Genomic DNA, 21417 nt, shown 5'->3' with positions numbered 1-21417 from the left:
GGCTACTTGGCGGCGGCCTTCTTGGCGTTGGTCACCGCGTCCGTCCAGCCCTGCGCGGGGCTGCGCTGGCCCAGCTCCACGGTCCGCACGGCGTTCTCCACCTCGGTGCGGACGGCCTGGTTCTTCGGGCCCATGTAGACCGGCTTGAGGCTCTTCGCGCCGGTGCCGAAGATCGAGCCGACGGGCGCCCCGGAGAAGTACGTGTTGGTCGCGCCGGTGATCGCCGGGTCGTCGAGCGCCTGCGGGGACGAGGGCAGCGGGCCCTTGGCCTTGAACGCGCCGATCTGACCCTTGGCGCTGGTGAGGAACTTGGCCAGCTCGATCGCCTTGGCCTGGTGCTTGCTCTGCTTCGGCACGGCGAGGTGCGACCCGCCCCAGTTGCCGCCGTTGCCGGGCACCCGTGCGATGTCCCACTTGCCCTGGGCGGTCGGGCCCGCGTTGGCCTCGATGACGCCGGTCATCCAGGCGGGGCAGGCGATGGTGGCGAACTTCGACTGCTTGAAGGCGGACACCCACTCCTCCGACCAGGAGCCGTACTTGCCGGAGAGGCCCGAGTCGATGATGTCCATGGTGGTGTCGTAGGCCTGTCGCACGGCCGGGTTGCTGTCGACGACCAGCTTCTCGCTGGTGTCGTAGTAGCTGTAGCCGCTGCTGTTGCCGGCGGTCTGCAGCAGGATCGTGTTGAACGTGTTGGTGGCCGCGTCGAGGAAGGACGCCCCGGTCTTGGCCGCGGCGAACTTCTCACCGGTGGCGATGTAGTCCGGCCAGGTGGGCCAGAGCTTGGAGACCTCGTCGCGTTCGGTGGGCAGGCCGGCCTTCTCGAAGAGGTCCTTGCGGTAGCACATGGCGATGCCGCCGACGTCGGTGCCGAGGCCGATGAGCTGCTTGCCGTCGGCGGTCATGCCGGCGTTCCACTTCCATTCGAGGAAGTTGCCCTTGAGGTCGGCGGCGCCGTGGTCCAGCAGGTTGACGAAGTTGCCGGGGTTGGCCTTGTACTCGACCATCAGCCCCTCCTCGATGGCCACCACGTCGCCGGCGCCCCGGCCGGCGGCGAGCCACTGGGTGAGCTTCGGTGAGTACTCGTCGAGGTTGGTGCCGGTGCCGCGCTCGACGATCTTCACGTCGGGATTCGCGGTCATGTACTCCTGGTAGAGCTGCTCGTAACCGAACTGACCGAAGACGTCGACGGTCAGGGTGACGGGCCCGTCCCCGCTCTGCTCGTCGCCGCCACCGCAGCCGGCGGTGACGAGCAGGGCGGTGGTCGCGGCGAGGGCTACCGCGGCGAGCCGGCGGCGCGGGAAGACAGCCATGGGTTTCGACCTCTCTCAAGGTGGTCGGTGGTGGCAGATGGTTAAGAGAGCGCTCTCACGGACAGGGTGCTGGGACGTGTCCGGCCCTGTCAAGAGAGCGCTCTCTTTGATATTCGGACGTGACCCACGACGAGTTCGAGGGCGCCCCCCGTCAATGGGTGACGCCCTCGTCGAAGAGGCCCGCTCAGTCGGGGCGCAGACCCTCCAGCAGGCCCCGGTCGCCGGCGACATCCAGCGTCTCGAAGCTCACCCGACCCCAGAGCGCCAGCAGCAGGTCGCTCGCGTTGCCGCTGACCTGCGCCCGGGCATGGTGGTCGTCGTGGTCGAAGATGGTCGCGGTGTCGAGCAGCGCCACCCCCTCGCCGCGCAGCCGCAGATACCAGTCCTGGGCCGCGTCGGTCGCGGAAAGCTGCACCACCCCGTGCCAGTCGCCCGGCACGTGCCGCCGGCCCGCCGGCAGCCAGGTGTCCAGAACCTCGCTCACCCCGTCGGCCGCCAGCTTCGCCTCGACCGGGTCACCGGCCCCGATGGCGAGCTGGGCGTCCCAGCGGTGCACCGCCGTCTCGTGAGCCATCCGACGCGGCCAGAAGCCGGCCTTCTTCGGCTGCGGCGCCCAGTTCCACGCCGGTGCCTCCGGGTCGAGGCCGTCGAAGACGGTCAACAGCCGGTCGTACCCCTGCTGCCAGAGCTGGAGCGGGCTCACGCCCGGGTCCGCCTCGAGCGGCTCGCGGCGGGCCGGCTGCGCGGTCGCGCCGGAGCCGACGAACGACGACACCCAGTGATAGATGCCAGCGAGGTGCAGTGTCAGGTCGTTGACCGTCCAGCCCGGACAGGACAGCACCGGTGTCTCCGGCGGCGCCTCGGCCACCGCCGCCGCGAATGCCGGACCCTCCGCCCGGAGCGCCCCGATCCAAAAATCCTTGCTGCCCTGCAGTCTGCTCATCGCCATCCTCCCGGGGGTGCCGGGCGACCAGTGGGTGCCACGGCTACTACTCAGCCTAAGGTGAAGGGCGTGCCAGACGCCTCCGCCCAGCCGACAACCGCAGCCGATCGTGCCATCCCTGGTCCACTGGCCAGCTACACGACTCTAGGGATGGGTGGGTCGGCCGCCCGCATCGTCGCCGCCGGCAGCGCCGAAGAGATCATCCGCGCGGTCCGGGACGCCGACGAGCAGGTCCTGGTCCTGGCCGGTGGCAGCAACCTGGTGATCGGCGATTCCGGCTTCCCCGGCACCGTCGTCCTGGTGCGCTCCCGGGGCCTGCGCGTCGTCGCGGAGGACGCCGGGTCGGTCACCGTACGGGTCGAGGCCGGCGAACCGTGGGACGACCTGGTCGCCGCCACGGTCGCCAACGGCTGGGCCGGTCTGGAGTGCCTCTCCGGCATCCCCGGCTCGACCGGGGCAACCCCGATCCAGAACGTCGGCGCGTACGGCCAGGAGGTCGCCGAGACGATCACCGGCGTCGAGGTGTACGACCGGGTCGAGGGCACCCGCCAGATCATCCCCGCCGCCGACTGCGGGTTCGCCTACCGAGGCAGCATCTTCAAGTACGCGGACCGCTGGGTGGTGCTCTCCGTCGACTTCCGGCTCACCCGGTCCCCGCACTCCGGGCCGGTGCGCTACGCCGAGCTCGCGAGGGCGCTCGGTGTCGAGGTGGGCGACCAGGTGCCGCTGGCGGACGCTCGGGCGACGGTGCTGCGGCTGCGTGCCGGCAAGGGCATGGTGCTCGACGCCACCGACCCGGACACCCGCTCCGTCGGCTCCTTCTTCACCAACCCGGTGCTCGACGGGGCGACGTACGAGCTGCTCCGGGAGCGCGCCGCCGACATCGGTGACCCGCCCGCCTGGCCGGGAGCCGACGGCATGGTCAAGGTCAGTGCGGCCTGGCTGATCGACAAGGCCGGCTTCACCAAGGGTCACCCCGGCCCGGGCGGGACGGCCATCTCCAGCAAGCACACGCTCGCCCTCACCAACCGCAGCGGCACCGCCCACACCGCCGACCTGCTGGCCCTGGCCCGCGACATCCGCGACCAGGTCCACGCCCGCTTCGGCGTAACCCTCCACCCCGAACCAGTCCTGGTGAACTGCGCCCTCTAACCGACTCGCGCCGGGAGGGGCCAGGGGAGGGTCAACTCGCCCTGGCGCCAGCGGCTGGGGCCGTCGAGGATGGGCCAGCCGGTTTCGCGGAGGCGGCTCACCGCTCTGAGCCAGCGTTGGCGGGGGCCGAAGGTGGCGTACGGGGCGGCGGCCTGCCAGGCGTCGTCCAGCGCGCGGATCAGATCGTGCACCGGCTCACCGGGAACGTTGCGGTGGATCAGCGCCTTGGGTAACCGCTCGGCCAGCTCCGCGGGGCTGCCCAGCGTGGTGAGCTTCGCCGCGAGAGTCAGCGTCCGGGGGCCGTGGGCGTCGATCAGCAGCCAACTGGCGAGGCGGCCCAATTCGTCGCACGTGCCCTCGACGAGCGCCCCACCCGGGGCGAGCGCGGCGGTCATCGTCCGCCAGGCGTCCGGCACCTCGCTCTCGTCGTACTGTCGGAGCACGTTGAACGCGCGGACCAGCACCGGCCGGAGCCCGGCCAGCTCGAACCCACCCCGGGCGAACGTGAGGCCGGGTGGGTCGGCGGCCGGCGCCGCCGCGGCCACCCGGGCCGGGTCGATCTCCAACCCGACCAGCCGTACGTCCGGACGCACCCCCGCCGCCAGCCGAGCGCGCAACTCCACGGCGGTCACCGGGGTGGCGCCGTAGCCGAGGTCGACCACCAGAGGGTCGGCCGCCGCCGACAGCCGGTCGGCACAGGTGGCGACGATCCAGTTGTCCACCCGACGCAGTCGATTCGGGTTGGTCGTGCCCCGGGTGACCACGCCGAGCGGCCGACGCCGCGCCGCGCCGCTCATACCCGGCTCACTCCTCGCGCCTCACTGGCCGCTGGTGTTCGCGACTGCGGGGCTCGCAAACCCGGCTCACTCCTCGCGCCTCACTGGCTGACTCGGTGCACCTTGTGCTGGGCGGCCTGCGCCCGTGGCCGGACCACCAGCCGGTCGATGTTGACGTGCTCCGGGCGGGTGGCGCACCAGGCGATGCAGTCGGCGACGTCCTCGGCGACCAGCGGCCCCGGCACCCCGGCGTAGACGGCGGCCGCCCGTTCCGCGTCACCCTCGAAGCGGACCAGCCCGAACTCGTCGGTCTTCACCATGCCCGGGTCGATCTCGATCACCCGCAGCGGGCGGCCGCACAGCTCCAGGCGGAGGGTGCCGGCGATGGCGGTCTGCGCGTGCTTCGCCGCCGTGTAGCCGCCCCCACCTTCGTAGACGGTCAGGCCGGCGGTGGAGGAGACCACCACGATGGTGCCGGAACCGGACGCCTCCAGCGCGGGCAGCAGCGCCTGGGTGACCCGCAGCGTGCCGAGAACGTTGACGTCGTACATCCACTGCCAGTCGGCGACCGAGCCGGACTCCACCGGGTCCAGTCCACGTGCCCCGCCGGCGTTGTTGACCAGCAGGGTGACCGGCCCGGGTGCCTGGGCGGCGGCCTCGGCCAGCGCGGCCACCGACTCGTCCGAGGTGATGTCGCAGGTCACCGCTGTGGCCTGCCCGCCGGCGGCGGTGATCTCGGCGACCAGGTCGGCGAGGCGTTCGGCGCGGCGGGCGGCGGCGAGCACGTGGAAACCCTCGGTGGCGAGCCGACGGGCGGTGGCCGCGCCGATCCCGCTGGATGCTCCGGTGACGATGGCGACAGAGGTCATTTCGACATTGTCCCCCGGCCGCACGACCCACCCCGACCGGGCGCGGGGGCAACCGTTGACGGCGTCCCGTTGATGAGGTCCGTCACCCGTGGGGGCCGCGCCGGGAATTTCCGAAGCCCGATGGGGAAGATGACATCCGGCGTACAGGTTGACCGAGAAGCGCCGGTCGTGCGGACGGCATCAACCGTGGCAAAGGAGCGGATGTGGCGGAAATGCACACCGGTGTCGGGCGTCAGCGAGGTGCCCAACCGTGGCCCCGGCCTCGCCGCATCGCCACCCTGTCGGTACACACCTCCCCCCTGCACCAGCCCGGCACGGGCGACGCCGGCGGAATGAACGTCTACATCCTCGAAGTCGCCCGGCGGCTCGCCGAGGCCAACGTCGAGGTGGAGATCTTCACCCGGGCCACCTCCGGCGACCTCCCCCCGGTTGTCGAAATGGCGCCCGGCGTGCAGGTCCGGCACATCACCTCCGGGCCCCTGGAGGGCCTCACCAAGGAGGAACTGCCCGGCCAGCTCTGCGCCTTCACCGCCGGGGTGCTGCGTGCCGAGGCGTCGCGCCCGCCCGGGCACTACGACCTGATCCACTCCCACTACTGGCTTTCCGGCCAGGTCGGCTGGCTGGCCAAGGAGCGGTGGGGTGTGCCGCTGGTGCACACCGCGCACACCCTCGCGAAGGTCAAGAACGCCCAGCTCGCTGCCGGTGACCGACCAGAGCCGAAGGCTCGGGTGATCGGCGAGGAGCAGGTGGTCGCCGAGGCGGACCGGCTGGTCGCCAACACCCGGGTCGAGGCCAGTGACCTCCTCGATCGGTACGACGCCGACCCCGCCCGCGTGTCCGTCGTACAGCCGGGTGTCGACCTGGGCCGGTTCCGGCCCGCGCCGGGCGAGCGGTCCGCGGCTGCCCGCGAGGCTCGCCGCCGGCTGGGGCTGCCGGCCGAGGGGTACGTCGTTGCCTTCGTCGGTCGGATCCAACCGCTCAAGGCCCCCGACGTGCTGATCCGCGCGATCGCCGCGCTGCGGGAGCGCGACCCGGCACTGGCCGACCAGGTGACAGTGGTGATCTGCGGCGGGCCCAGCGGCAGCGGCCTGGACCGGCCGACCGCCCTGATCGAGCTGGCCGGCGCGCTCGGCGTCACCGACGGCGTGCGGTTCCTGCCCCCGCTCACCGGCGACGACCTGCCCGCGTTGTACCGGGCCGCCGATCTGGTCGCCGTGCCGTCACACAACGAATCGTTCGGGCTGGTCGCCCTGGAGGCGCAGGCCTGCGGTACGCCGGTGCTGGCCGCCGCCGTCGGAGGACTGGTCACCGCCGTACGGGATCACGTGAGCGGCGTACTGATCGACGGCCACGACCCGGTCGACTGGGCCCGTGCGCTGGGCCGCCTGCTGCCGGACCGGGCACTCCGGGCGGTGCTGGCCCGCGGCGCCGAGCAGCACGCCCGGCAGTTCTCCTGGGACCGCACGGTCACCGGCCTGCTCGGGGTGTACGGCGAGGCGATCGCCGGGCACCGCGCCCGACTCGCGGCGGACCTGGCCGGTGATCCGGCGCTGTCCTGCTCCTGGTGACCGGGTACACCGGTCGCCAACCGGTGCGTCGGCCGGGTCGGTCGTAGAGTGGGTCCGGTGAGCCCGAAGAGCGATCTTGCGACCCTGATCGAGTCGGTCTGTGCCGAGCGTGACCTGGCCTGGGAGTCGACCGGCCCCGGCTCGTACGCGGTGACCCTGCCGGGCACCCACAAGCTCAAGACGATCTGCAACCTGATCGTCGGCGAGCACGCGCTGCGTATCGAGGCGTTCGTGATGCGTCAGCCGGACGAGCGCCGCGAGGAGCTGTGGGCCTGGCTGTTGCAGCGCAACGCCCGCATGTACGGCGTCTCCTTCTCCACCGACGCGGTCGGCGACGTGTACCTGACCGGTCGGGTCAACCCGGCCGGCGTGGACGCCGACGAGTTGGACCGGCTGCTCGGTTCCGTGCTCACCTACTCCGACGAGTCGTTCGACACGATGCTGGAGATCGGCTTCGGCAGTTCGATCCGGCGGGAGTACGAGTGGCGGGTCAAGCGCGGCGAGTCGACCGCCAACCTGGCCGCGTTCGCCCATCTCTTCGAGCCCTCCGGCTCCGGTCCCGACCCGGCCTGACCACACAGCTGCACCGCGCTCGGCGCCCGCGCCTTCCGCGCCTCCGACATGAGGGTGGTTCGGACTGCTCCTGACGGGTATGCCGCACCGCGCGGTGCGGCAAGGGACCCCCGCGCGCCGAGGACGGAGTGCCAAGGAGCGGAGCATCCCATGGCTCAGCGGAACAGCTCAGGTCGCGGCGCGACTGCGACCAGGACGAAGCGACAGGCCGGCAACCAGACGCCGGGTACCCCGGGAGTCTCCGAGTCGGAGATCTCCCGGATGCGGGTGGACGACATCCGAGGGCAACTGCGCAAACGCGGGGTCTCCGGGATCTCCGCGCTGCGTAAGCCCGACCTGGTGAAACAGTTGGTGCGCTCGATGCGGGCCGGCGCGGGTCGGAGCAGCACCGGCCCGTCGGGTCGGGCCACCGGCACCAGGGCGTCGGCGGGTCGTGCCGCCGCCACCAAGAAGTCGGCGGCCAGGGCGGCGCCGAGCCGGGCGAAGGCCGCGCCGGCGAACAAGAGCGCACCGGCGAAGCGGGCCGCGGCGAAGAAGACGACCGCCGCCCGCAAGTCGACGGCGGCCAAGCGGACGACGGCGGCGAAGAAGACGACAGCCGCGGCGAAGAAGACGACAGCCGCCAAGAAGACGACGGCGGCGACGTCGACGGCCGCGCGCAGGACGGCGACGGCCCGTACGGCGCCAGCCCGCAAGGCGCCGGCGAAGAAGGCACCGGCGCGGCCGGCGGCGAAGCGTACGGCAGCGGCGAAGCGCACGACGGCGAAGCGGGCGGCGCCCGCCAAGCGCACCACGGCAAAGCGTGCGGCCCCTGCCAAGCGCACCGCGCCGGCCGGTGGCGGCGCGGCAGCCGGCGGGATCCGAACCGGACGGGGAACCGGACGGTCGGTCCGCAGCTCGCAGGTGATCTCGTCGTTGACGGATCGGCCGGAGCGGCCCGGGCGGAGCCTGATCACCGCGAATCACGAGGTGATCCAGCGCTGGGCCCGGGAACGCGGGGCAAAGCCGGCGACCATCGCCGGCACCGAGCGGGATGGTCGAGCGGGTGTGTTGACCTTCAACATCCCCGGATACCGGGAAAGCAGCCGGATTCGGGAAATCACCTGGGATGACTGGTTTTATACTTTCGACCTGCGCAAGCTGAACCTGATTTATCAGGAACAGATGCGTGACGGCCGGCAGAGCAACTTCTTCCGGACCGAGTCACCCGATCGGGAAGACGGTTAGGCGTTTGCGGGAATGGCTGCCGGGTACGCGGCTGTTGCCAATGACCGAGGCCGGAACAGCGGATACTCGCCAGTTGTGACGGGCGAGACAGCCGATCTGGGTTGAATCCAGAATCCGGGCGAACTAGCTTTATTGCACCGCACCACGCTTGGAAACGTTCGGGGGAGCGGCGGATCGATCAGATCCGCGCACCAGGCGAGGTGCGAGGGGACGGGTGGACAACCGTTGGGGGACGGTTACCACCTGTTTGGACCGGCGGCGTGAGCGGGCGACGCTTACGGGGGTGAGTGTCTGCCCGCCGCCGCCGGCCCCACCGGCGGGCGCCCACCATGACTTTCGGTCGTGGTGGGCGCTTTGCCGTGGAATGCCGATTACGCCGTTGGGACGCGGTCTGCGGTTGTTGTCGATTCCGGCAGGGCGGCCTGACGCAGCGCCGCGACGTGTCGTTCCCGCGGTGGCCCGGCCAGCAGATGCCCGAGCGCGGCCAGCAGGCCCACCCCACCCACGATCAGCCAGTGCAGGTCGCCGAGGTGCTGAAGGCTCACTCCGCCGAGGGTGGGAGCGATGAAGGCGGCTGCCGGGAACGTCAGGTAGAAGACCGACTGGTAGCGCGCGCGCAACTGCGGCGGTGCCAGGTCGGCGTTGATCTGCGCGTTGGGCGGGGCGGCGAGCATCGAGCCGATCGTCCAGACCACCGCTGCACCCAGGTAGACGGCCAGTTCGTCGGCGACGGCGAGCACCCCGAAGCCGAGCGCCAGCAGTGCGGTGGAGGCGGCCAGCACGACGTCCTTGCGGTGCCGGTCGATCAGCCGGGGCACGAACAGTTGCCCGATCACGATCAGCGCGCCGCCGAGTGCCACCACCACCCCGTACGCCGACGGGCCCAGGCCGTCCGCCCGCATGGCCAACGGCATGATCGTCGACGTCTGCATGGTGAGGACGGCCAGCACGAAGGTGAGCCCGACGAAGACCAGGAACGTGCGGTCGGTCAGCGCGGTGTGCAGCCCTGGCCGGCGGGGCCGGACGGACCTGGTGGCCGGACGAGCGGCCGGCGGACGGTCGGCTGTGGGCTTGGCCAGCCGCAGGGTTTCCGGCACCTTCCAGCCGATCACGGCGGCGGCGGTCAGAGTGGCACCGGCGTCGACCAGGAACAGCGCGGTGAAGCTCGCCTCGGCCAGCACCCCGGCGAGCAACGAGGCGACAGCCATGCCCAGGTTGAACGCCCAGAACTGGAGGTTGAAGGCGCGTGAGCGGCGTTCGGCGGGCACCACGTCGACGATCGCCGCGACGAACGCCGGGCTGGGCATCGAGTGGACCACGCCGACGAGCGCGGCGAGCACCGCGATCAGGAGAAGGGGTCGGCTGAAGGCGAGCGCCACCATCAGGGCGGCCGTTGCCAGGTGCGCGGCGAGCAGCGTCGCCCGGCGACCCCACCGGTCGGCGAGCACCCCGCCGAGCAGCACTCCGGCCGCTCCACCGGCCCCGTACGCGCCGACGACAGTGCCGGCCAGCCCGACGCTCGCCCCGCGTACGTCGGTGAGGTACAGCGAGAGGAACAGCATGGCGAAGGCGCCGGCCCGGTTGATCAGCAGGCCGGCCCAGAGGTACCAGAAGGTGGCGGGGAGTCCGCCTGCGGTGTCGTGCCACCAGCGCCGCGCGGCGTACAACCGGCCTCCCTACAGTTCAGTTTCTTAACCGTTTCACCTGCACGGTAGAAAACCCGGGCCGCCTCGCGCCAGTTGAAGCCCGAACCTCGGGCGTGTCGTCAGACGGCAGCCTCGGCGGGCTGGGACCCCCGGGTGGCGGTGACCGGTGTCAGCGCCTCGCCGGAGCGGCGCAGCGCGGCGGCACGCCGCTCCCGGGCCGGCCCCGACACGAGGTGGGCCACCGCGGTCACGACGCCGAGCGCGGCGCAGCCGTACCAGAGCGCGTCGTTGCCGATGTGCTCGCGCACCAGGCCGCCCAGGATCGGCGCGCTGGCCCCGGCGATCTGCCAGGAGAGGGAGAAGACGCCCTGGTAGCGGCCGCGCAGCTCGGCGGGGGAGAGCTCAGCGATCAGAGTGGAGTTGGACGGCGAGTTCAGCATCTCGCCCACCGTCCAGATCAGCACGGTCAGCCCGTAGAACCAGGCGGTGCCGGCGAACGCGGTCAGCCCGAACCCGACGCCCATCACCACGGACGCCAGCGCGAGCACGTGTGAGCGGCTCCGGCCCCGGATCAGTCGGGGCACGAAGAGCTGGCCGACCACGATCAGGATGCCGTTCAGCGCGATCACCGAGCCGTAGGTGGCCGGGCTCAGGCCGTCGTCGCCCATCGCGATCGGCAGCATCGAGATGTGCTGGAGGAAGACCAGCGCGGCGAACAGGTTGAGTGCCACGAAGCCGAGGTAGACCCGGTCGGTGAGGATCGTGCGCAGGGCGCCGCGCGGAGCCGTGGTGGTTGCGGTGGCGGTGACCGAACGGGCCTGTCGGGTCTCCGGCACCCGGCTGAAAATGATCAGCGCGGTGATCAGCATGGTGGCCGCGTCGACCACGAACAACAGCAGGTAGTCCGCCTGCGCGGCGAGACCGGCGAGGACGGCGGCGCAGGCGAAGCCCAGGTTGATCGCCCAGTAGTTGAGCGAGAACGCCCGCAGCCGGTCCTTCGCCGGCACCACGTCGATCATCATCGCGCCGAACGCGGGTCGGGCCGCCTCGGCGAACATGCCGAGCAGCAGGGCGCCCAGCGCCACCGCCCAGAGGTCCCGGGCCAGGCCGAGGCCGAGCATCATCGCGGCGGCGCCCACGTGTGCGGTGAGCAACGTCGGTCGCCGGCCCCACCGGTCCGCGAGAGTGCCGCCGGCGGTGGTGCCGAACGCGCCGCCGACGCCCCACAGGCCGATCACCAACCCGGCCTGCGAGGCCGAGAAGCCGCGTTCCTGGGTCAGGTAGATGGCGAGGAACACGAGGACGAACGAGCCGAGCCGGTTGATCAGGGTGCCCGACCACAGGTACCAGAAGGTGGTGGGCAGGCCGCCGGTGGTGTCCCGGAACCAGCTCCGCATCGTCCGCATATGGCGCCCCGCTTGCAAGTAATGACCGATATGACTGTCGCGCCTTACAACCCTAGTGGCGGGCCGAGCCGCTGGTCACCCGGATTTTCACGTGGTGGTCGTCACGACGGCTGCCCGCGTGTCCCCTCGGCGGTTGAGGCAGGATGATCCGCATGACTGCGAGCGAAGGGCCCACCGTCGGGACGCTGGTCCTGCTGCGACACGGTGAGAGCGACTGGAATGCCAAGAACCTCTTCACCGGTTGGGTGGACGTCGACCTGACCGAGAAGGGCGAGGGCGAGGCGAGGCGCGGCGGTGAGCTGATGCGCGAGCACAGCCTGCTGCCGGATGTCGTGCACACCAGCGTCATGCGCCGTGCGATCCGCACCGCCGAGCTGGCGCTCAACGCCGCCGACCGGCACTGGATCGCGGTGCGCCGGTCGTGGCGGCTCAACGAGCGGCACTACGGCGCCCTGCAGGGCAAGAACAAGAAGCAGACCCTCGACGAGTACGGCGAGGAGCAGTTCATGCTCTGGCGCCGGTCGTACGACACGCCGCCGCCGCCGATCGCGGACGACGACGAGTGGTCGCAGGTGGGTGACCCCCGCTACGCGCTGCTGCCGACCGAGCTGATGCCGCGTACGGAGTGCCTCAAGGACGTCGTCGACCGGATGCTGCCCTACTGGTACGACTCGATCGTGCCGGACATCCTGGCCGGCCGGACGGTGCTGGTGGCCGCGCACGGCAACTCGCTGCGCGCCCTGGTCAAGCACCTCGACCAGATCTCCGACGAGGCGATCGCCAAGCTCAACATCCCGACGGGCATCCCGCTGCGCTACGACCTCGACCCGCAGCTGCGCCCGCTCACGTTGGGCGGCACCTACCTCGACCCGATCGCCGCGAAGGCAGCCGCCGCGGCGGTGGCCAACCAGGGCCGCTGAGCTGTCGGAAAGGGCCCCCTGTCACGCGCCAAGCGATGACCGGGGGCCCTTTCTCGTCTCGTACGTCAGTTGCTGGTGGGCGCGCTCTGCCCGGTGATCAGGTAGATCACGTGCTCGCCGGCGTTGACCGCGTGGTCGGCGAAGCGCTCGTAGAAGCGACCCAGCAGGGTGGCGTCGATCGCGGTCTCCACCCCGTACGGCCAGTCGTCGCCGAGCAGCACCGCGAACAGGTTCTTGTGCAGCTCGTCCATGGCGTCGTCGTCGCCGTCCAGCTCGCTGGCGAGGTCGACGTCGGGCTTCGCCAGCACCGAGCCGATCTTCACCGCCATCCGGTCGGCGATCTCGGACATCTCGGTGAAGACCGTCCGTAGCTCGGCCGGGACGGCCGGGGAGGGGTGCCGGCGCAGCGCGGTCTTCGCCACGTGCTCGGCCAGGTCGCCCATCCGTTCGAGATCAGCGGCCACGTGCAGCGCGGTGATCATCGCCCGGAGGTCGGAGGCGACCGGCGCCTGTCGGGCGAGCAGGTCACAGACCCGCTCCTCGACGTGCCGGTAGAGGTCGTCGATCTCGGCGTCCCGCTCGATGACCGTCTCGGCGGCCTGCCGGTCGGCGGTGAGCAGGGCCCGGGTGGCCTGGCGCATGGCGGCGCGGACGCCCTCCGCCATGTCCACCAGCAGTTGGCTGACGATCTGGAGGTCGGCCCGGAACTCGTCGCGCATCATCACGTCCTGTGGTCGGTCGCCGCCGACGGGTGCCGGCGCAGGGGGTTGAGCAGGTGCGACGCCAACGGTAGGGCGCTCGGACGGACCCCGGATGAACCACGGTGAACGACGCCAGACGCGGGGGTGAACAGTTCTGAAAGTGAGGGTGGTTCGTCCCGATCTGTGTGGTAGCCAGGTTAACAATGACCCTACGATCGCCGGGTGGAGTGGGCAGTGGCGGTCGTGGTCGCCGTGGCGTTGGTGGCCGGGTTGGCCGCCGGTTTCCTGCTGCCCCGGTTCCTGCCTGCGCGGGACGGCCGCTCCACGTCGACGGGCGGCGCGAGCTCCCGCTGGAGCAGGGGGAGGCCCGCGATAGCCGACGAGCAGCAGACCGGCCTCGGCCGCCGGACGATCGACTCGCTCCGGGCTGGTGTCGTGGTACTCGACAACGACGACGAGCCCGTGCTGATCAACCCGGCCGCCCGCGCGATGGGGCTTCTCCGTGCCGGCAGCAGCCCCGGCTCGATAGCCGCGCACCCGCTGATCCGTACCCTTGCCGGCCAGGTGCGACGCACCGGCGTGCGGCGCGAGATCGAGCTTGACCTGCCCCGAGGTCGCGACAGCGCGGGCGAGAACCCGCTCGGCGTGCACCTGCGGGCGATGGGTCTGGGCAACGGTTTCGTCGCCGTCGAGGCGGTCGACGTGACCGAGTCGCACCGGCTGACCCGGGTGCGACGCGACTTCGTGGCCAACGTGAGCCACGAGCTGAAGACCCCGATCGGCGCGCTTCAACTGCTGGCCGAGGCCCTGCTGGACGCGACCGAACCGGCCGACGCGGCGGCGCCCGACCTCTCCGAGGACCTGGTGGCCGCCCGCCGGTTCGCCGAACGGATCCAGCACGAGTCGACCCGGCTGGGCCGGCTGGTGCAGGAGTTGTTGGAGTTGACCCGGTTGCAGGGCGCCGAACCGCAGCCGCCACCGGAGCCGGTCGCGCTGGACTGGGTGATCGCCGAGGTCGTCGATCGGACCCGCACCACCGCCTCCGCCCGAGGTGTCGCGGTGACCGTGGACGGTCAGCGGGGCCTCACCGCGTACGGCAGCGACTCGCAACTCGCCACGGCGGTGGCAAACCTTGTGGAGAACGCCATCAACTACTCCGGCGCGGACACCGCGGTGCGGGTCACCCTGCGCGGCGACGACGAGCACGTCGAGATCGCCGTCGCTGACCAGGGCATCGGCATCGCGCCCACCGACGTGGACCGGATCTTCGAACGGTTCTACCGGGCCGACCAGGCCCGCTCGCGTGCCACCGGTGGCACCGGGCTCGGGCTGGCGATCGTGAAACACATCGCGAGCAACCATGGCGGACGGGTCGAGGTGTCGAGCACTCTTGGTGGTGGATCGACGTTCACCCTCCGGCTGCCTGCCAGTCCACCGGACGACCTCCTGGCGACACTGCCGCCGGTTGGGATCGAGTCCGGTCCGACTGGGCTACGGCAGGTCTGACAGCAATGGAAAGGAAATCCCCGTTGAGCCGCGTTCTCGTGGTCGAGGACGAGGAGTCGTTCTCCGACGCCTTGTCGTACATGCTCCGTAAGGAGGGTTTCGAGGTTTCGGTCGCCGCGACCGGAACCGACGCCCTCACCGAGTTCGACCGGACCGGCGCCGACATCGTGCTGCTCGACCTGATGTTGCCCGAGATGTCGGGGACCGAGGTCTGCCGGCAACTGCGGCAGCGCTCGGCCGTGCCGATCATCATGGTCACCGCCCGGGACAGCGAGATCGACAAGGTGGTCGGGCTGGAGATCGGCGCCGACGACTACGTCACCAAGCCGTACTCGCCGCGGGAACTGGTCGCCCGGATCCGGGCGGTGCTGCGCCGGCAGAGCCCGGAGGTGGCCGAGGCGGGTGCCCCGACGCTGGCCGCCGGGCCGGTGCGGATGGACATCGAGCGGCACGTGGTGACCGTCGACGGCGGCGCTGTGCAGCTGCCGTTGAAGGAGTTCGAGCTGCTGGAGCTGCTGCTGCGCAACGCGGGCCGGGTGCTGACCCGTGGCCAGCTCATCGACCGGGTCTGGGGGGCCGACTACGTCGGTGACACCAAGACGTTGGACGTGCACGTCAAGCGCTTGCGCTCCAAGATCGAGCCGGAGCCGTCCGCGCCGCGTTTCATCGTCACCGTCCGGGGCCTGGGCTACAAGTTCGAGCCGTGATCGGCGTACCTGAAGGGGCCTGCGCTCGGCGCGGGCCCCTTCAGGCTGTCCGCCGATGTCGTAGACGAGTCAGCTCCAAAGGCGTCCCACCCGATGCCCCGGGCTCCTCGTCCGCAGCCGTCGTGGCGTCGCTCTCCAAGCGAGCGAGCAGCGCGGCGTGGCGGTTGATGATCTCGTCCGCGAGGCCGCCGAAGTCGGTGGCGTCTCGCCGTGCAGGGTCGTCGTCGCGTGGCCGCGTCACAGTTGGTCGGCGGGGTGCGGGGCGACCATCCCCTGATTCGTCCGGGCCGCGCACAGCTCGGCCAGCCGCTCGTACGCGGCGGCGCCGATCAGCGCGGTCAGCTCCGGCCCGTACGACAGGTACATCGGCTCGGCGCCGACGTGCGCGTCCGTCGAGGAGGTGCACCACCAGTCCAGATCGTGCCCGCCGGCTCCCCAGCCCCGCCGGTCGAACTCGGACAGGGTGGAGACCAGCACCTTGGAGTTGTCCGGGCGCTTGACCCAGTCCTGATCGCGGCGGATCGGCAACTGCCAACAGACGTCCGGCTTGTATTCCAGCGGGTGCACGCCGTCGCGCAACGCCTGGCCGTGCAGAGCGCAGCCACCGCCGCCGGCGAAGTCGGCGTCGTTGAGGAACACGCACGGGCCCTCGGCGCCCTGCGTGGCGGTGCGGCGGGCCGGGTTCTTGCCGTCGATGGTGTCCTCGTCGGTCCAGTTCTTGAACCCGCGCCGGAAGTGCTGCCAGGTCTCCGGGGTGAGCCGCTTGACGGCGTTGCGGACCCGCTTCTCGTCGTCCGGGTCGGTGAAGAACGCCCCGTGCGAGCAGCAACCGTCGGAGGCCCGACCGGCGATGATGCCGTGGCAGCCCTTGCCGAAGATGCAGGTCCAGCGGGAGAGCAGCCAGGTCAGGTCGGCCCGGATCAGGTGCGTCTCGTCAGCCGGGTCGGCGAACTCGATCCACTCCCGGGGAAAATCCAGTGGCACCTCGCGACTGCGCGGATCGCCCGGGTCGTCCACCAGCACACGGAGCTCCATCGTCACCCGGCCCAGCGTACGCGCGGTGACGTCCGCAGGCCGGCGAGCCGCGCAAACGTGTTGCGCCTAGGGTCTTCACCATGCGACTGGGTGTCCTCGACGTTGGATCCAACACGGTGCACCTCCTCGTGGTTGACGCGCACCACGGCGCGCACCCGTGGCCGGCGCACTCCGAGAAGGTGGTGCTCCGGCTGGCCGAGCAGATCGGCCCCGACGGTGCGCTGACCGAGGCGGGCGCCGACGGGCTGGTCAAGGCCGTCGGCATGGCGAAGGCGGCGGCCGCCGGGCTGGAGGCCGACGACCTCATCGCGTTCGCCACGTCCGCGGTGCGCGACGCCACCAACGCGGCCGACGTGCTCGCCCGGGTCCGGGACGAGACGGGGGTACGGCTGGCGGTGCTCTCCGGCGCGGACGAGGCGCGGATGACGTTCCTGGCCGTGCGGCGGTGGTTCGGCTGGTCGGCCGGTCGGCTGCTGGTGCTGGACATCGGCGGTGGCTCCCTGGAGATCGCCGCCGGGATCGACGAGGACCCTGCCGCCGCGGTCTCGCTGCCGCTCGGCGCCGGCCGGCTGACCCGGGAGCGACTGCGGGTCGACCCGGCCAGCGCGGCCCCGCCGTCGGCGGAGGCCGTCGAGAAGCTCCGCGAGTACGTGGACGGCCGGCTGGACAAGGTGGTCGACCAGATGACCGAGGTCGGCTGGGATCGGACGGTGGCCACCTCGAAGACGTTCCGCACCCTGGCCCGACTGGCCGGGGCGGCACCGTCCGGTTCGGGGCTCTGGGTGCGTCGCAGCCTGACCCGCGCCGGGTTGCGGCAGGTCATCGGTTTCATTCGGCACATCCCACCGGCGCAGCTCATGGAGCTGGAGGGTGTCAGTGCGGGTCGGGCCCACCAGTTGCTGGCCGGCGCGGTGGTCGCCGAGGCGGTGATGCGCCGCCTGGATCTGGACTCGCTGGACATCTGTCCGTGGGCGCTGCGCGAGGGGGTCATCCTCCGTCGGCTGGATCAACTCGAACCGATCTGAGCGGGCTCCCGGTTTCGGTCGGTTTGCCGGCGCTCGTCACGATGTCCCGGGCGCTGCCGGGCTACGCTGGTTGATGTGACTTCCCGCGTTCCCGTGCTCCTGTCCAGCTCGTCGGTCTTTCCCGAGCCGACCGCGGCGGCGTTCCAACTGGCTGCGGCACTCGGCTACGACGGCGTCGAGGTGATGGTCTGGACCGACGTGGTCAGCCAGGACGTTGGCGCGCTGCGCGGCCTCTCGGAGCACTACGGCGTGCCGGTGCTCTCGGTGCACGCGCCCTGCCTGCTGGTCACCCAGCGGGTGTGGAGCCCGGACCCGTGGGAGCGGTTGCGCAAGGCCGCCGAGCTGGCCGAGACGCTGGAGGCGCCGACCGTCGTGGTGCACCCGCCGTTCACCTGGCAGCGGGACTACGCGCGCAACTTCACCGAGGGGTTGGCCACCGTCGGGGACCGGTTCCCCGGGCTGCGCTTCGCCGTGGAGAACATGTACCCGGTGCGGATGGCAGGTCGGCAGTTCGTCCCGTACGTCCCGGGTTGGGATCCCACCGACACCGGCTACCCGTCGTACACCCTGGATCTGTCGCACTGCGCGGCCTCGCACAGCGACCCGCTGGAGATGGCCGACCGGATGGGCGCCGGCCTGGCGCACGTGCACCTCGGCGACGGCACCGGTGAGGGCCGCGACGAGCACCTGGTGCCCGGTCGTGGCACCCAGCCGTGCGGTGAGCTGCTCTCCTCGCTGGCCGGGCGCGGCTTCACCGGGTCGGTGGCGGTGGAGGTCGCCACCCGGGGCGCGAAGAGCCGCGCGGTGCGCGAGGCCGACCTGCGCGCCGCGCTGGAGTTCGCCCGCCAGCACCTGACCGCGCCGTCGCCTGTCGACGTCTGACCCGTCCGCCCGAACCGGGCGGGGCGGTGTCAGCTGACCGGCGAGAGCGAGTCGACGCCGGCGGTCGGCTGCGCGGCGACCGTCACCTGCTCGCCGATTGCCGCCCGCTTGCGGGCCCGGTGCGCCGCCACGTGCGAGCGGGTGGCGCACCGCTCCGAGCAGAACCGCCGGCAGCAGTTGGACGACGTGTCCAGGTAGACGTTGCCGCACCGCTCGTCGGCGCAGACCCCGAACCGGGCGCTGCCGTACTCGCAGAGCCAGACCGACAGCCCCCAGACCGCGCCGGCCAGGTATTCGGCACTGACCGAGGCGCCCCGGCTGGTGACGTGCATGTGCCAGTCGCTGGAGTCGTGCCCGGAGATGCGCGGCTGCACCGGAAACGCCTCCAGCAGCGCGTTCAGCTCGGTGACCGCCTGGCCGTCACGCCCGGAGGTGCCGTACTCGAAGACGTCGCGCAACCGCTTCTGGGCCCGTCGGAAGATCGCGACGTCCCGGTCCGCGACCTCGTCGCGCATCCAGGCGTTGTCGTCGGGGAAGAGGGCCCGCAGGTCGTCGAGGTCGTCCAGGCGGGCGTTGACCAGGTCAACACCGGTCCGGGCGTACGCGTCGAAGTTCACGCCCCCAACGGTAGACGACTCACGGGGTGCGCGGCGCGTCGATGTAGTGCGGCAGGAACCGCGCGTAGCCGTCGGTGATCAGGCTGGCGCTCTCCCGCACCCCCACCCCGGCCGATTCGCCGTCGACGATCCAGCTGCCCAGCACCGTCCGGTTGCCCTCGAACTGCGGCAGCGCCCGGAACTCCTGGTAGCACCAGCCCTCGTCGCCGTAGATCCCCGGGTTGGTGATCTCCTCGTCGGCGGTGACGATGCGCACCGAGCCGCCCTCCCGGCCGAGCAGGGGCTTGGCCACGTACTCGGACATGCCGCGCGGCGAGTCGAGGTACGCCGGGAGCAGGTACTCGTGGTCGGGGTACAGCTCCCACAGGACGGCGAGCAGCGCCTTGTTGGACAGCAGCAGCTTCCAGGCCGGCTCGATCCAGGTGGTCGGCGTGCCCGGGGCCAGCGCCGCCGGCCCGTACGGCTCGGCCAGCATCCACTCCCACGGGTAGAGCTTGAAGCACGTGGTCACCGGAAGGTCGTCGGCGTCGACGAAACGCCGGCCGTCCCAGCCGATCTTCTGGATCGGGAGCAGCTCGACGTCGAGGCCGGCCTGTCGGGCGGTCTCGGCGAGGTAGCCGGCGGTCATGTGGTCCTCGCCGGACTCCTCCTCGTTCGACCAGAGCACGTGCACCCGGCGCTCGTGCAACCCGGCCCCGATCTTGGCCCAGGCGCCGACCAGCCGCTCGTGCAGGCTGTTCCACTGATCCAGCTCCGGCCGGGTCTCCTCCAGCCAGTACCACTGGATGATGCTCGCCTCGACCAGTGCGGTCGGGGTGTCCGCGTTGTATTCCAGCATCTTCGGTGGCCAGGTGCCGTCGTACGCCAGGTCGAAGCGCCCGTAGAGGGTGGGTGGCGCCTCGCGCAGTGACCGGGCCACCGCGTCGGCCGCCCACTCCGGGATGCCGAACTCGGCGTACCGACGGTGGGTCACCACGTACTCGGCGGCGGCCACGGACATCCGGTGCAGCTCCTCGGTGGCTTCCTCCAGGCGCAGCACCTCGTCCAGGTCGAAGGCGTACGCGGCGGTCTCGTCCCAGTACGACATGATCCCGCCGTCCGGCAGCTCGGTGTCGACGTAGACCAGCCCCTGCTCCCGGATGGTGGTGTCCCAGTCGGGTCGGGGTGTGACCGTCACACGGCGCATGTCAGCCGCCGCAGGAGGCGAGGTGGGTGCCGAACCCGCCGCGATCGGGCAGAGCCGCGGTGGTCGGCTCCGGGGCGGCGCGACCGGCGGCGGAGTCGGGGACCCGCATCGCCAGCGCGACAGTGTCGCCGCCGCCGACAGGCCCGAGGGCGCAGTCGTCGTCATCGTCGTCGTCCGAGGTCATGTTGCAGCCGGAAAGGGCGAGCGCGAGAGCGGTGAGCGCGCCGAGCTGCACGGAGGCCGACCGGAGCCGGCGGCGGGGGCGTTGGTCCACGGCATCGTTGTAGCCGATCGGCGCCACCGCCGCCGTCCCGCCCCTGGGTCAGGAGGGGTTTTGTTGTGGAACGGACCCTTCCCGGCATCCGGGCGGGCCGCACCGCCGCCCCTCGGCGGGGGCCCTGGCAGGGGCGTTACGCTCGGCTCATGCTCCGTTCCGTCATCCTCGCCGCCTCCCGGTCATCCCAGGTCGAGCGGCTCGTCGCGACTGCCCCGTACACCCGGGACGTCGTCCGCCGGTTCGTCGCCGGCGCTGCCACCGACGACGCGTTGCGCGCGACCCGCGGGCTCGTCGACGACGGTCTCGCGGTCACCCTCGACCATCTCGGTGAGGACACCGTCACCCCCGAGCAGGCCGTCGCCACCCGCGACGAATACCTGAAGCTGCTGAAGATGCTCGCCGCCGCGGGGCTGACCCCGGCCGCCGAGGTGAGTGTGAAGCTGTCCGCGCTCGGCCAGATGTTCGACGAGCAGTTGGCGTACGACAACGCGCGGGCGATCTGCGCGGCGGCCGACGCGGCGGGCACCACTGTCACCCTGGACATGGAGGACCACACCACCACCGACTCGACGCTGGAGGTGCTGGGCAGGCTGCGCAAGGACTTCCCGTCGACCGGCGCGGTGCTCCAGGCGTACCTGCGCCGGACCGAGTCGGACTGCCGGGAGCTGTCCTCGGCCGGGTCGCGGGTGCGGCTGTGCAAGGGCGCCTACAAGGAGCCGGAGTCGGTGGCGTACCAGTCGGCCCGTGAGGTGGACAAGTCGTACGTGCGCTGCATGAACATCCTGATGTCCGGCGACGGCTACCCGATGCTGGCCACCCACGACCCTCGGATGATCGCCATCGGTGAGGACCGGGCCCGGTGGTTCGACCGGGGGCCGGAGCGCTTCGAGTTCCAGATGCTCTACGGCATCCGCCCCGAGGAGCAGGCGCGCCTCGCGGGCGAGGGTTACACAGTGCGGACCTACGTCCCGTACGGCGACGAGTGGTACGGCTACCTGATGCGCCGGCTCGCCGAGCGCCCGGCCAACCTGGTCTTCTTCGGCCGCGCTCTGATCTCCAAGAAGTAACCCGACATCGGTCGACGGGCCGGC

At 71.4% G+C, this 21417-nt stretch carries 21 protein-coding genes; 10 read left to right on the top strand and 11 right to left on the bottom strand.

Going from position 1 to position 21417, the window contains the following annotated elements:
* Nucleotides 1-2: 2 nt before the first annotated feature.
* Both GA0070619_RS25410 and GA0070619_RS25405 read right to left on the bottom strand, forming a co-directional pair.
* Entirely contained in the window at nucleotides 3-1310 is a 1308-nt protein-coding gene (locus tag GA0070619_RS25410; protein WP_088950361.1) for an ABC transporter substrate-binding protein, read from the bottom strand.
* 184 nt (nucleotides 1311-1494) lie between these two features.
* Nucleotides 1495-2253, bottom strand: a complete 759-nt coding sequence (locus GA0070619_RS25405) for a maleylpyruvate isomerase family mycothiol-dependent enzyme (protein WP_088950360.1) — start codon at nucleotides 2251-2253, stop codon at nucleotides 1495-1497.
* Between the two features lie 69 nt (nucleotides 2254-2322).
* Between GA0070619_RS25405 and GA0070619_RS25400 the strand changes: the two genes are divergently transcribed.
* Complete coding sequence (locus GA0070619_RS25400; protein ID WP_088952044.1) at nucleotides 2323-3405, top strand: UDP-N-acetylmuramate dehydrogenase; 1083 nt, start codon at nucleotides 2323-2325, stop codon at nucleotides 3403-3405.
* Here GA0070619_RS25400 and GA0070619_RS25395 read toward each other — a convergent pair.
* Nucleotides 3402-4202 (bottom strand): SAM-dependent methyltransferase, encoded by an 801-nt coding sequence (locus tag GA0070619_RS25395; protein ID WP_088950359.1) that lies wholly within the window; start codon nucleotides 4200-4202, stop codon nucleotides 3402-3404. The genes GA0070619_RS25400 and GA0070619_RS25395 overlap by 4 nt on opposite strands.
* A gap of 80 nt (nucleotides 4203-4282) precedes the next feature.
* Nucleotides 4283-5050, bottom strand: a complete 768-nt coding sequence (locus GA0070619_RS25390) for an SDR family oxidoreductase (RefSeq protein WP_088950358.1) — start codon at nucleotides 5048-5050, stop codon at nucleotides 4283-4285.
* Between the two features lie 203 nt (nucleotides 5051-5253).
* Between GA0070619_RS25390 and mshA the strand changes: the two genes are divergently transcribed.
* The 3 genes from mshA to GA0070619_RS33970 all read left to right on the top strand — a co-directional run bounded on the left by mshA (nucleotide 5254) and on the right by GA0070619_RS33970 (nucleotide 8418).
* Nucleotides 5254-6618: a D-inositol-3-phosphate glycosyltransferase gene (gene mshA / locus GA0070619_RS25385; protein WP_088950357.1), complete on the top strand. Its 1365-nt coding sequence runs from the start codon at nucleotides 5254-5256 to the stop codon at nucleotides 6616-6618.
* 57 nt (nucleotides 6619-6675) lie between these two features.
* Nucleotides 6676-7191 carry a type III secretion system chaperone family protein gene (locus GA0070619_RS25380; protein WP_088952043.1) on the top strand — a complete coding sequence of 172 codons (516 nt, stop codon included), beginning with the start codon at nucleotides 6676-6678 and terminating at the stop codon, nucleotides 7189-7191.
* 360 nt (nucleotides 7192-7551) lie between these two features.
* The gene (locus tag GA0070619_RS33970; protein WP_412535425.1) at nucleotides 7552-8418 is read left to right on the top strand and encodes a hypothetical protein; all 867 of its coding nucleotides are present in this window, start codon (nucleotides 7552-7554) and stop codon (nucleotides 8416-8418) included.
* 371 nt (nucleotides 8419-8789) lie between these two features.
* Here the strand turns inward: GA0070619_RS33970 and GA0070619_RS25370 are convergent, their stop codons facing one another.
* Complete coding sequence (locus GA0070619_RS25370; protein WP_088950355.1) at nucleotides 8790-10085, bottom strand: MFS transporter; 1296 nt, start codon at nucleotides 10083-10085, stop codon at nucleotides 8790-8792.
* Nucleotides 10086-10183: 98 nt separating this feature from the next.
* Nucleotides 10184-11470, bottom strand: a complete 1287-nt coding sequence (locus GA0070619_RS25365) for an MDR family MFS transporter (RefSeq protein ID WP_088950354.1) — start codon at nucleotides 11468-11470, stop codon at nucleotides 10184-10186.
* A 152-nt stretch (nucleotides 11471-11622) separates the two neighbouring features.
* On the opposite strand from GA0070619_RS25365, the gene GA0070619_RS25360 reads away from it, so the two are divergent.
* On the top strand, nucleotides 11623-12390 hold the full coding sequence (locus GA0070619_RS25360) for a phosphoglyceromutase (protein WP_088952042.1): 768 nt from the start codon (nucleotides 11623-11625) through the stop codon (nucleotides 12388-12390).
* A gap of 65 nt (nucleotides 12391-12455) precedes the next feature.
* Here the strand turns inward: GA0070619_RS25360 and phoU are convergent, their stop codons facing one another.
* Entirely contained in the window at nucleotides 12456-13109 is a 654-nt protein-coding gene (gene phoU, locus GA0070619_RS25355) for a phosphate signaling complex protein PhoU (protein WP_088952041.1), read from the bottom strand.
* Between the two features lie 204 nt (nucleotides 13110-13313).
* Here phoU and GA0070619_RS25350 point away from each other — a divergent pair, with 204 nt between their 5' ends.
* Both GA0070619_RS25350 and GA0070619_RS25345 read left to right on the top strand, forming a co-directional pair.
* Nucleotides 13314-14597 carry a sensor histidine kinase gene (locus tag GA0070619_RS25350; protein ID WP_088950353.1) on the top strand — a complete coding sequence of 428 codons (1284 nt, stop codon included), beginning with the start codon at nucleotides 13314-13316 and terminating at the stop codon, nucleotides 14595-14597.
* A gap of 23 nt (nucleotides 14598-14620) precedes the next feature.
* Nucleotides 14621-15304, top strand: a complete 684-nt coding sequence (locus tag GA0070619_RS25345; protein WP_030329696.1) for a response regulator transcription factor — start codon at nucleotides 14621-14623, stop codon at nucleotides 15302-15304.
* A gap of 237 nt (nucleotides 15305-15541) precedes the next feature.
* Here the strand turns inward: GA0070619_RS25345 and GA0070619_RS25340 are convergent, their stop codons facing one another.
* The gene (locus GA0070619_RS25340) at nucleotides 15542-16339 is read right to left on the bottom strand and encodes a hypothetical protein (protein WP_088950352.1); all 798 of its coding nucleotides are present in this window, start codon (nucleotides 16337-16339) and stop codon (nucleotides 15542-15544) included.
* An 80-nt stretch (nucleotides 16340-16419) separates the two neighbouring features.
* Here GA0070619_RS25340 and GA0070619_RS25335 point away from each other — a divergent pair, with 80 nt between their 5' ends.
* Both GA0070619_RS25335 and GA0070619_RS25330 read left to right on the top strand, forming a co-directional pair.
* On the top strand, nucleotides 16420-17364 hold the full coding sequence (locus tag GA0070619_RS25335) for a Ppx/GppA phosphatase family protein (RefSeq protein ID WP_088950351.1): 945 nt from the start codon (nucleotides 16420-16422) through the stop codon (nucleotides 17362-17364).
* A 75-nt stretch (nucleotides 17365-17439) separates the two neighbouring features.
* Nucleotides 17440-18246 (top strand): sugar phosphate isomerase/epimerase family protein, encoded by an 807-nt coding sequence (locus GA0070619_RS25330; protein ID WP_088950350.1) that lies wholly within the window; start codon nucleotides 17440-17442, stop codon nucleotides 18244-18246.
* Nucleotides 18247-18275: 29 nt separating this feature from the next.
* On the opposite strand, the gene GA0070619_RS25325 is transcribed toward GA0070619_RS25330, so the two are convergent.
* Genes GA0070619_RS25325 through GA0070619_RS25315 form a run of 3 tightly spaced genes read right to left on the bottom strand, consistent with a single transcriptional unit; the run spans nucleotide 18276 to nucleotide 20323 of the window.
* The gene (locus tag GA0070619_RS25325) at nucleotides 18276-18863 is read right to left on the bottom strand and encodes a CGNR zinc finger domain-containing protein (RefSeq protein WP_088950349.1); all 588 of its coding nucleotides are present in this window, start codon (nucleotides 18861-18863) and stop codon (nucleotides 18276-18278) included.
* A gap of 19 nt (nucleotides 18864-18882) precedes the next feature.
* A complete protein-coding gene (locus tag GA0070619_RS25320) occupies nucleotides 18883-20049 on the bottom strand; it encodes a glutathionylspermidine synthase family protein (protein ID WP_088950348.1) in 1167 nt (388 codons plus the stop codon).
* A gap of 1 nt (nucleotide 20050) precedes the next feature.
* On the bottom strand, nucleotides 20051-20323 hold the full coding sequence (locus GA0070619_RS25315; protein WP_231927149.1) for a hypothetical protein: 273 nt from the start codon (nucleotides 20321-20323) through the stop codon (nucleotides 20051-20053).
* A gap of 149 nt (nucleotides 20324-20472) precedes the next feature.
* On the opposite strand from GA0070619_RS25315, the gene GA0070619_RS25310 reads away from it, so the two are divergent.
* Nucleotides 20473-21393 (top strand): proline dehydrogenase family protein, encoded by a 921-nt coding sequence (locus GA0070619_RS25310; protein ID WP_088950347.1) that lies wholly within the window; start codon nucleotides 20473-20475, stop codon nucleotides 21391-21393.
* Nucleotides 21394-21417: the final 24 nt, after the last annotated feature.

Origin of the sequence: Micromonospora zamorensis (genome assembly GCF_900090275.1) — a bacterium.
Taxonomy (GTDB): Bacteria; Actinomycetota; Actinomycetes; order Mycobacteriales; family Micromonosporaceae; genus Micromonospora; species Micromonospora zamorensis.
Note: the sequence above shows the minus strand (reverse complement) of the source record. Positions and strands in the feature narration are given on the sequence as shown.

Excerpts from the sequence above, each read along its gene's own strand:
- GA0070619_RS25410 (WP_088950361.1), bottom strand. The coding sequence starts at position 1,310 with ATGGCTGTCTTCCCGCGCCGCCGGCTCGCCGCGGTAGCCCTCGCCGCG.
- GA0070619_RS25405 (WP_088950360.1), bottom strand. The coding sequence starts at position 2,253 with ATGAGCAGACTGCAGGGCAGCAAGGATTTTTGGATCGGGGCGCTCCGG.
- GA0070619_RS25395 (WP_088950359.1), bottom strand. The coding sequence starts at position 4,202 with ATGAGCGGCGCGGCGCGGCGTCGGCCGCTCGGCGTGGTCACCCGGGGC.
- GA0070619_RS25390 (WP_088950358.1), bottom strand. The coding sequence starts at position 5,050 with ATGACCTCTGTCGCCATCGTCACCGGAGCATCCAGCGGGATCGGCGCG.
- GA0070619_RS33970 (WP_412535425.1), top strand. The coding sequence starts at position 7,552 with ATGCGGGCCGGCGCGGGTCGGAGCAGCACCGGCCCGTCGGGTCGGGCC.
- GA0070619_RS25365 (WP_088950354.1), bottom strand. The coding sequence starts at position 11,470 with ATGCGGACGATGCGGAGCTGGTTCCGGGACACCACCGGCGGCCTGCCC.
- GA0070619_RS25360 (WP_088952042.1), top strand. The coding sequence starts at position 11,623 with ATGACTGCGAGCGAAGGGCCCACCGTCGGGACGCTGGTCCTGCTGCGA.
- phoU (WP_088952041.1), bottom strand. The coding sequence starts at position 13,109 with ATGCGCGACGAGTTCCGGGCCGACCTCCAGATCGTCAGCCAACTGCTG.
- GA0070619_RS25340 (WP_088950352.1), bottom strand. The coding sequence starts at position 16,339 with ATGGAGCTCCGTGTGCTGGTGGACGACCCGGGCGATCCGCGCAGTCGC.
- GA0070619_RS25335 (WP_088950351.1), top strand. The coding sequence starts at position 16,420 with ATGCGACTGGGTGTCCTCGACGTTGGATCCAACACGGTGCACCTCCTC.
- GA0070619_RS25320 (WP_088950348.1), bottom strand. The coding sequence starts at position 20,049 with ATGCGCCGTGTGACGGTCACACCCCGACCCGACTGGGACACCACCATC.
- GA0070619_RS25310 (WP_088950347.1), top strand. The coding sequence starts at position 20,473 with ATGCTCCGTTCCGTCATCCTCGCCGCCTCCCGGTCATCCCAGGTCGAG.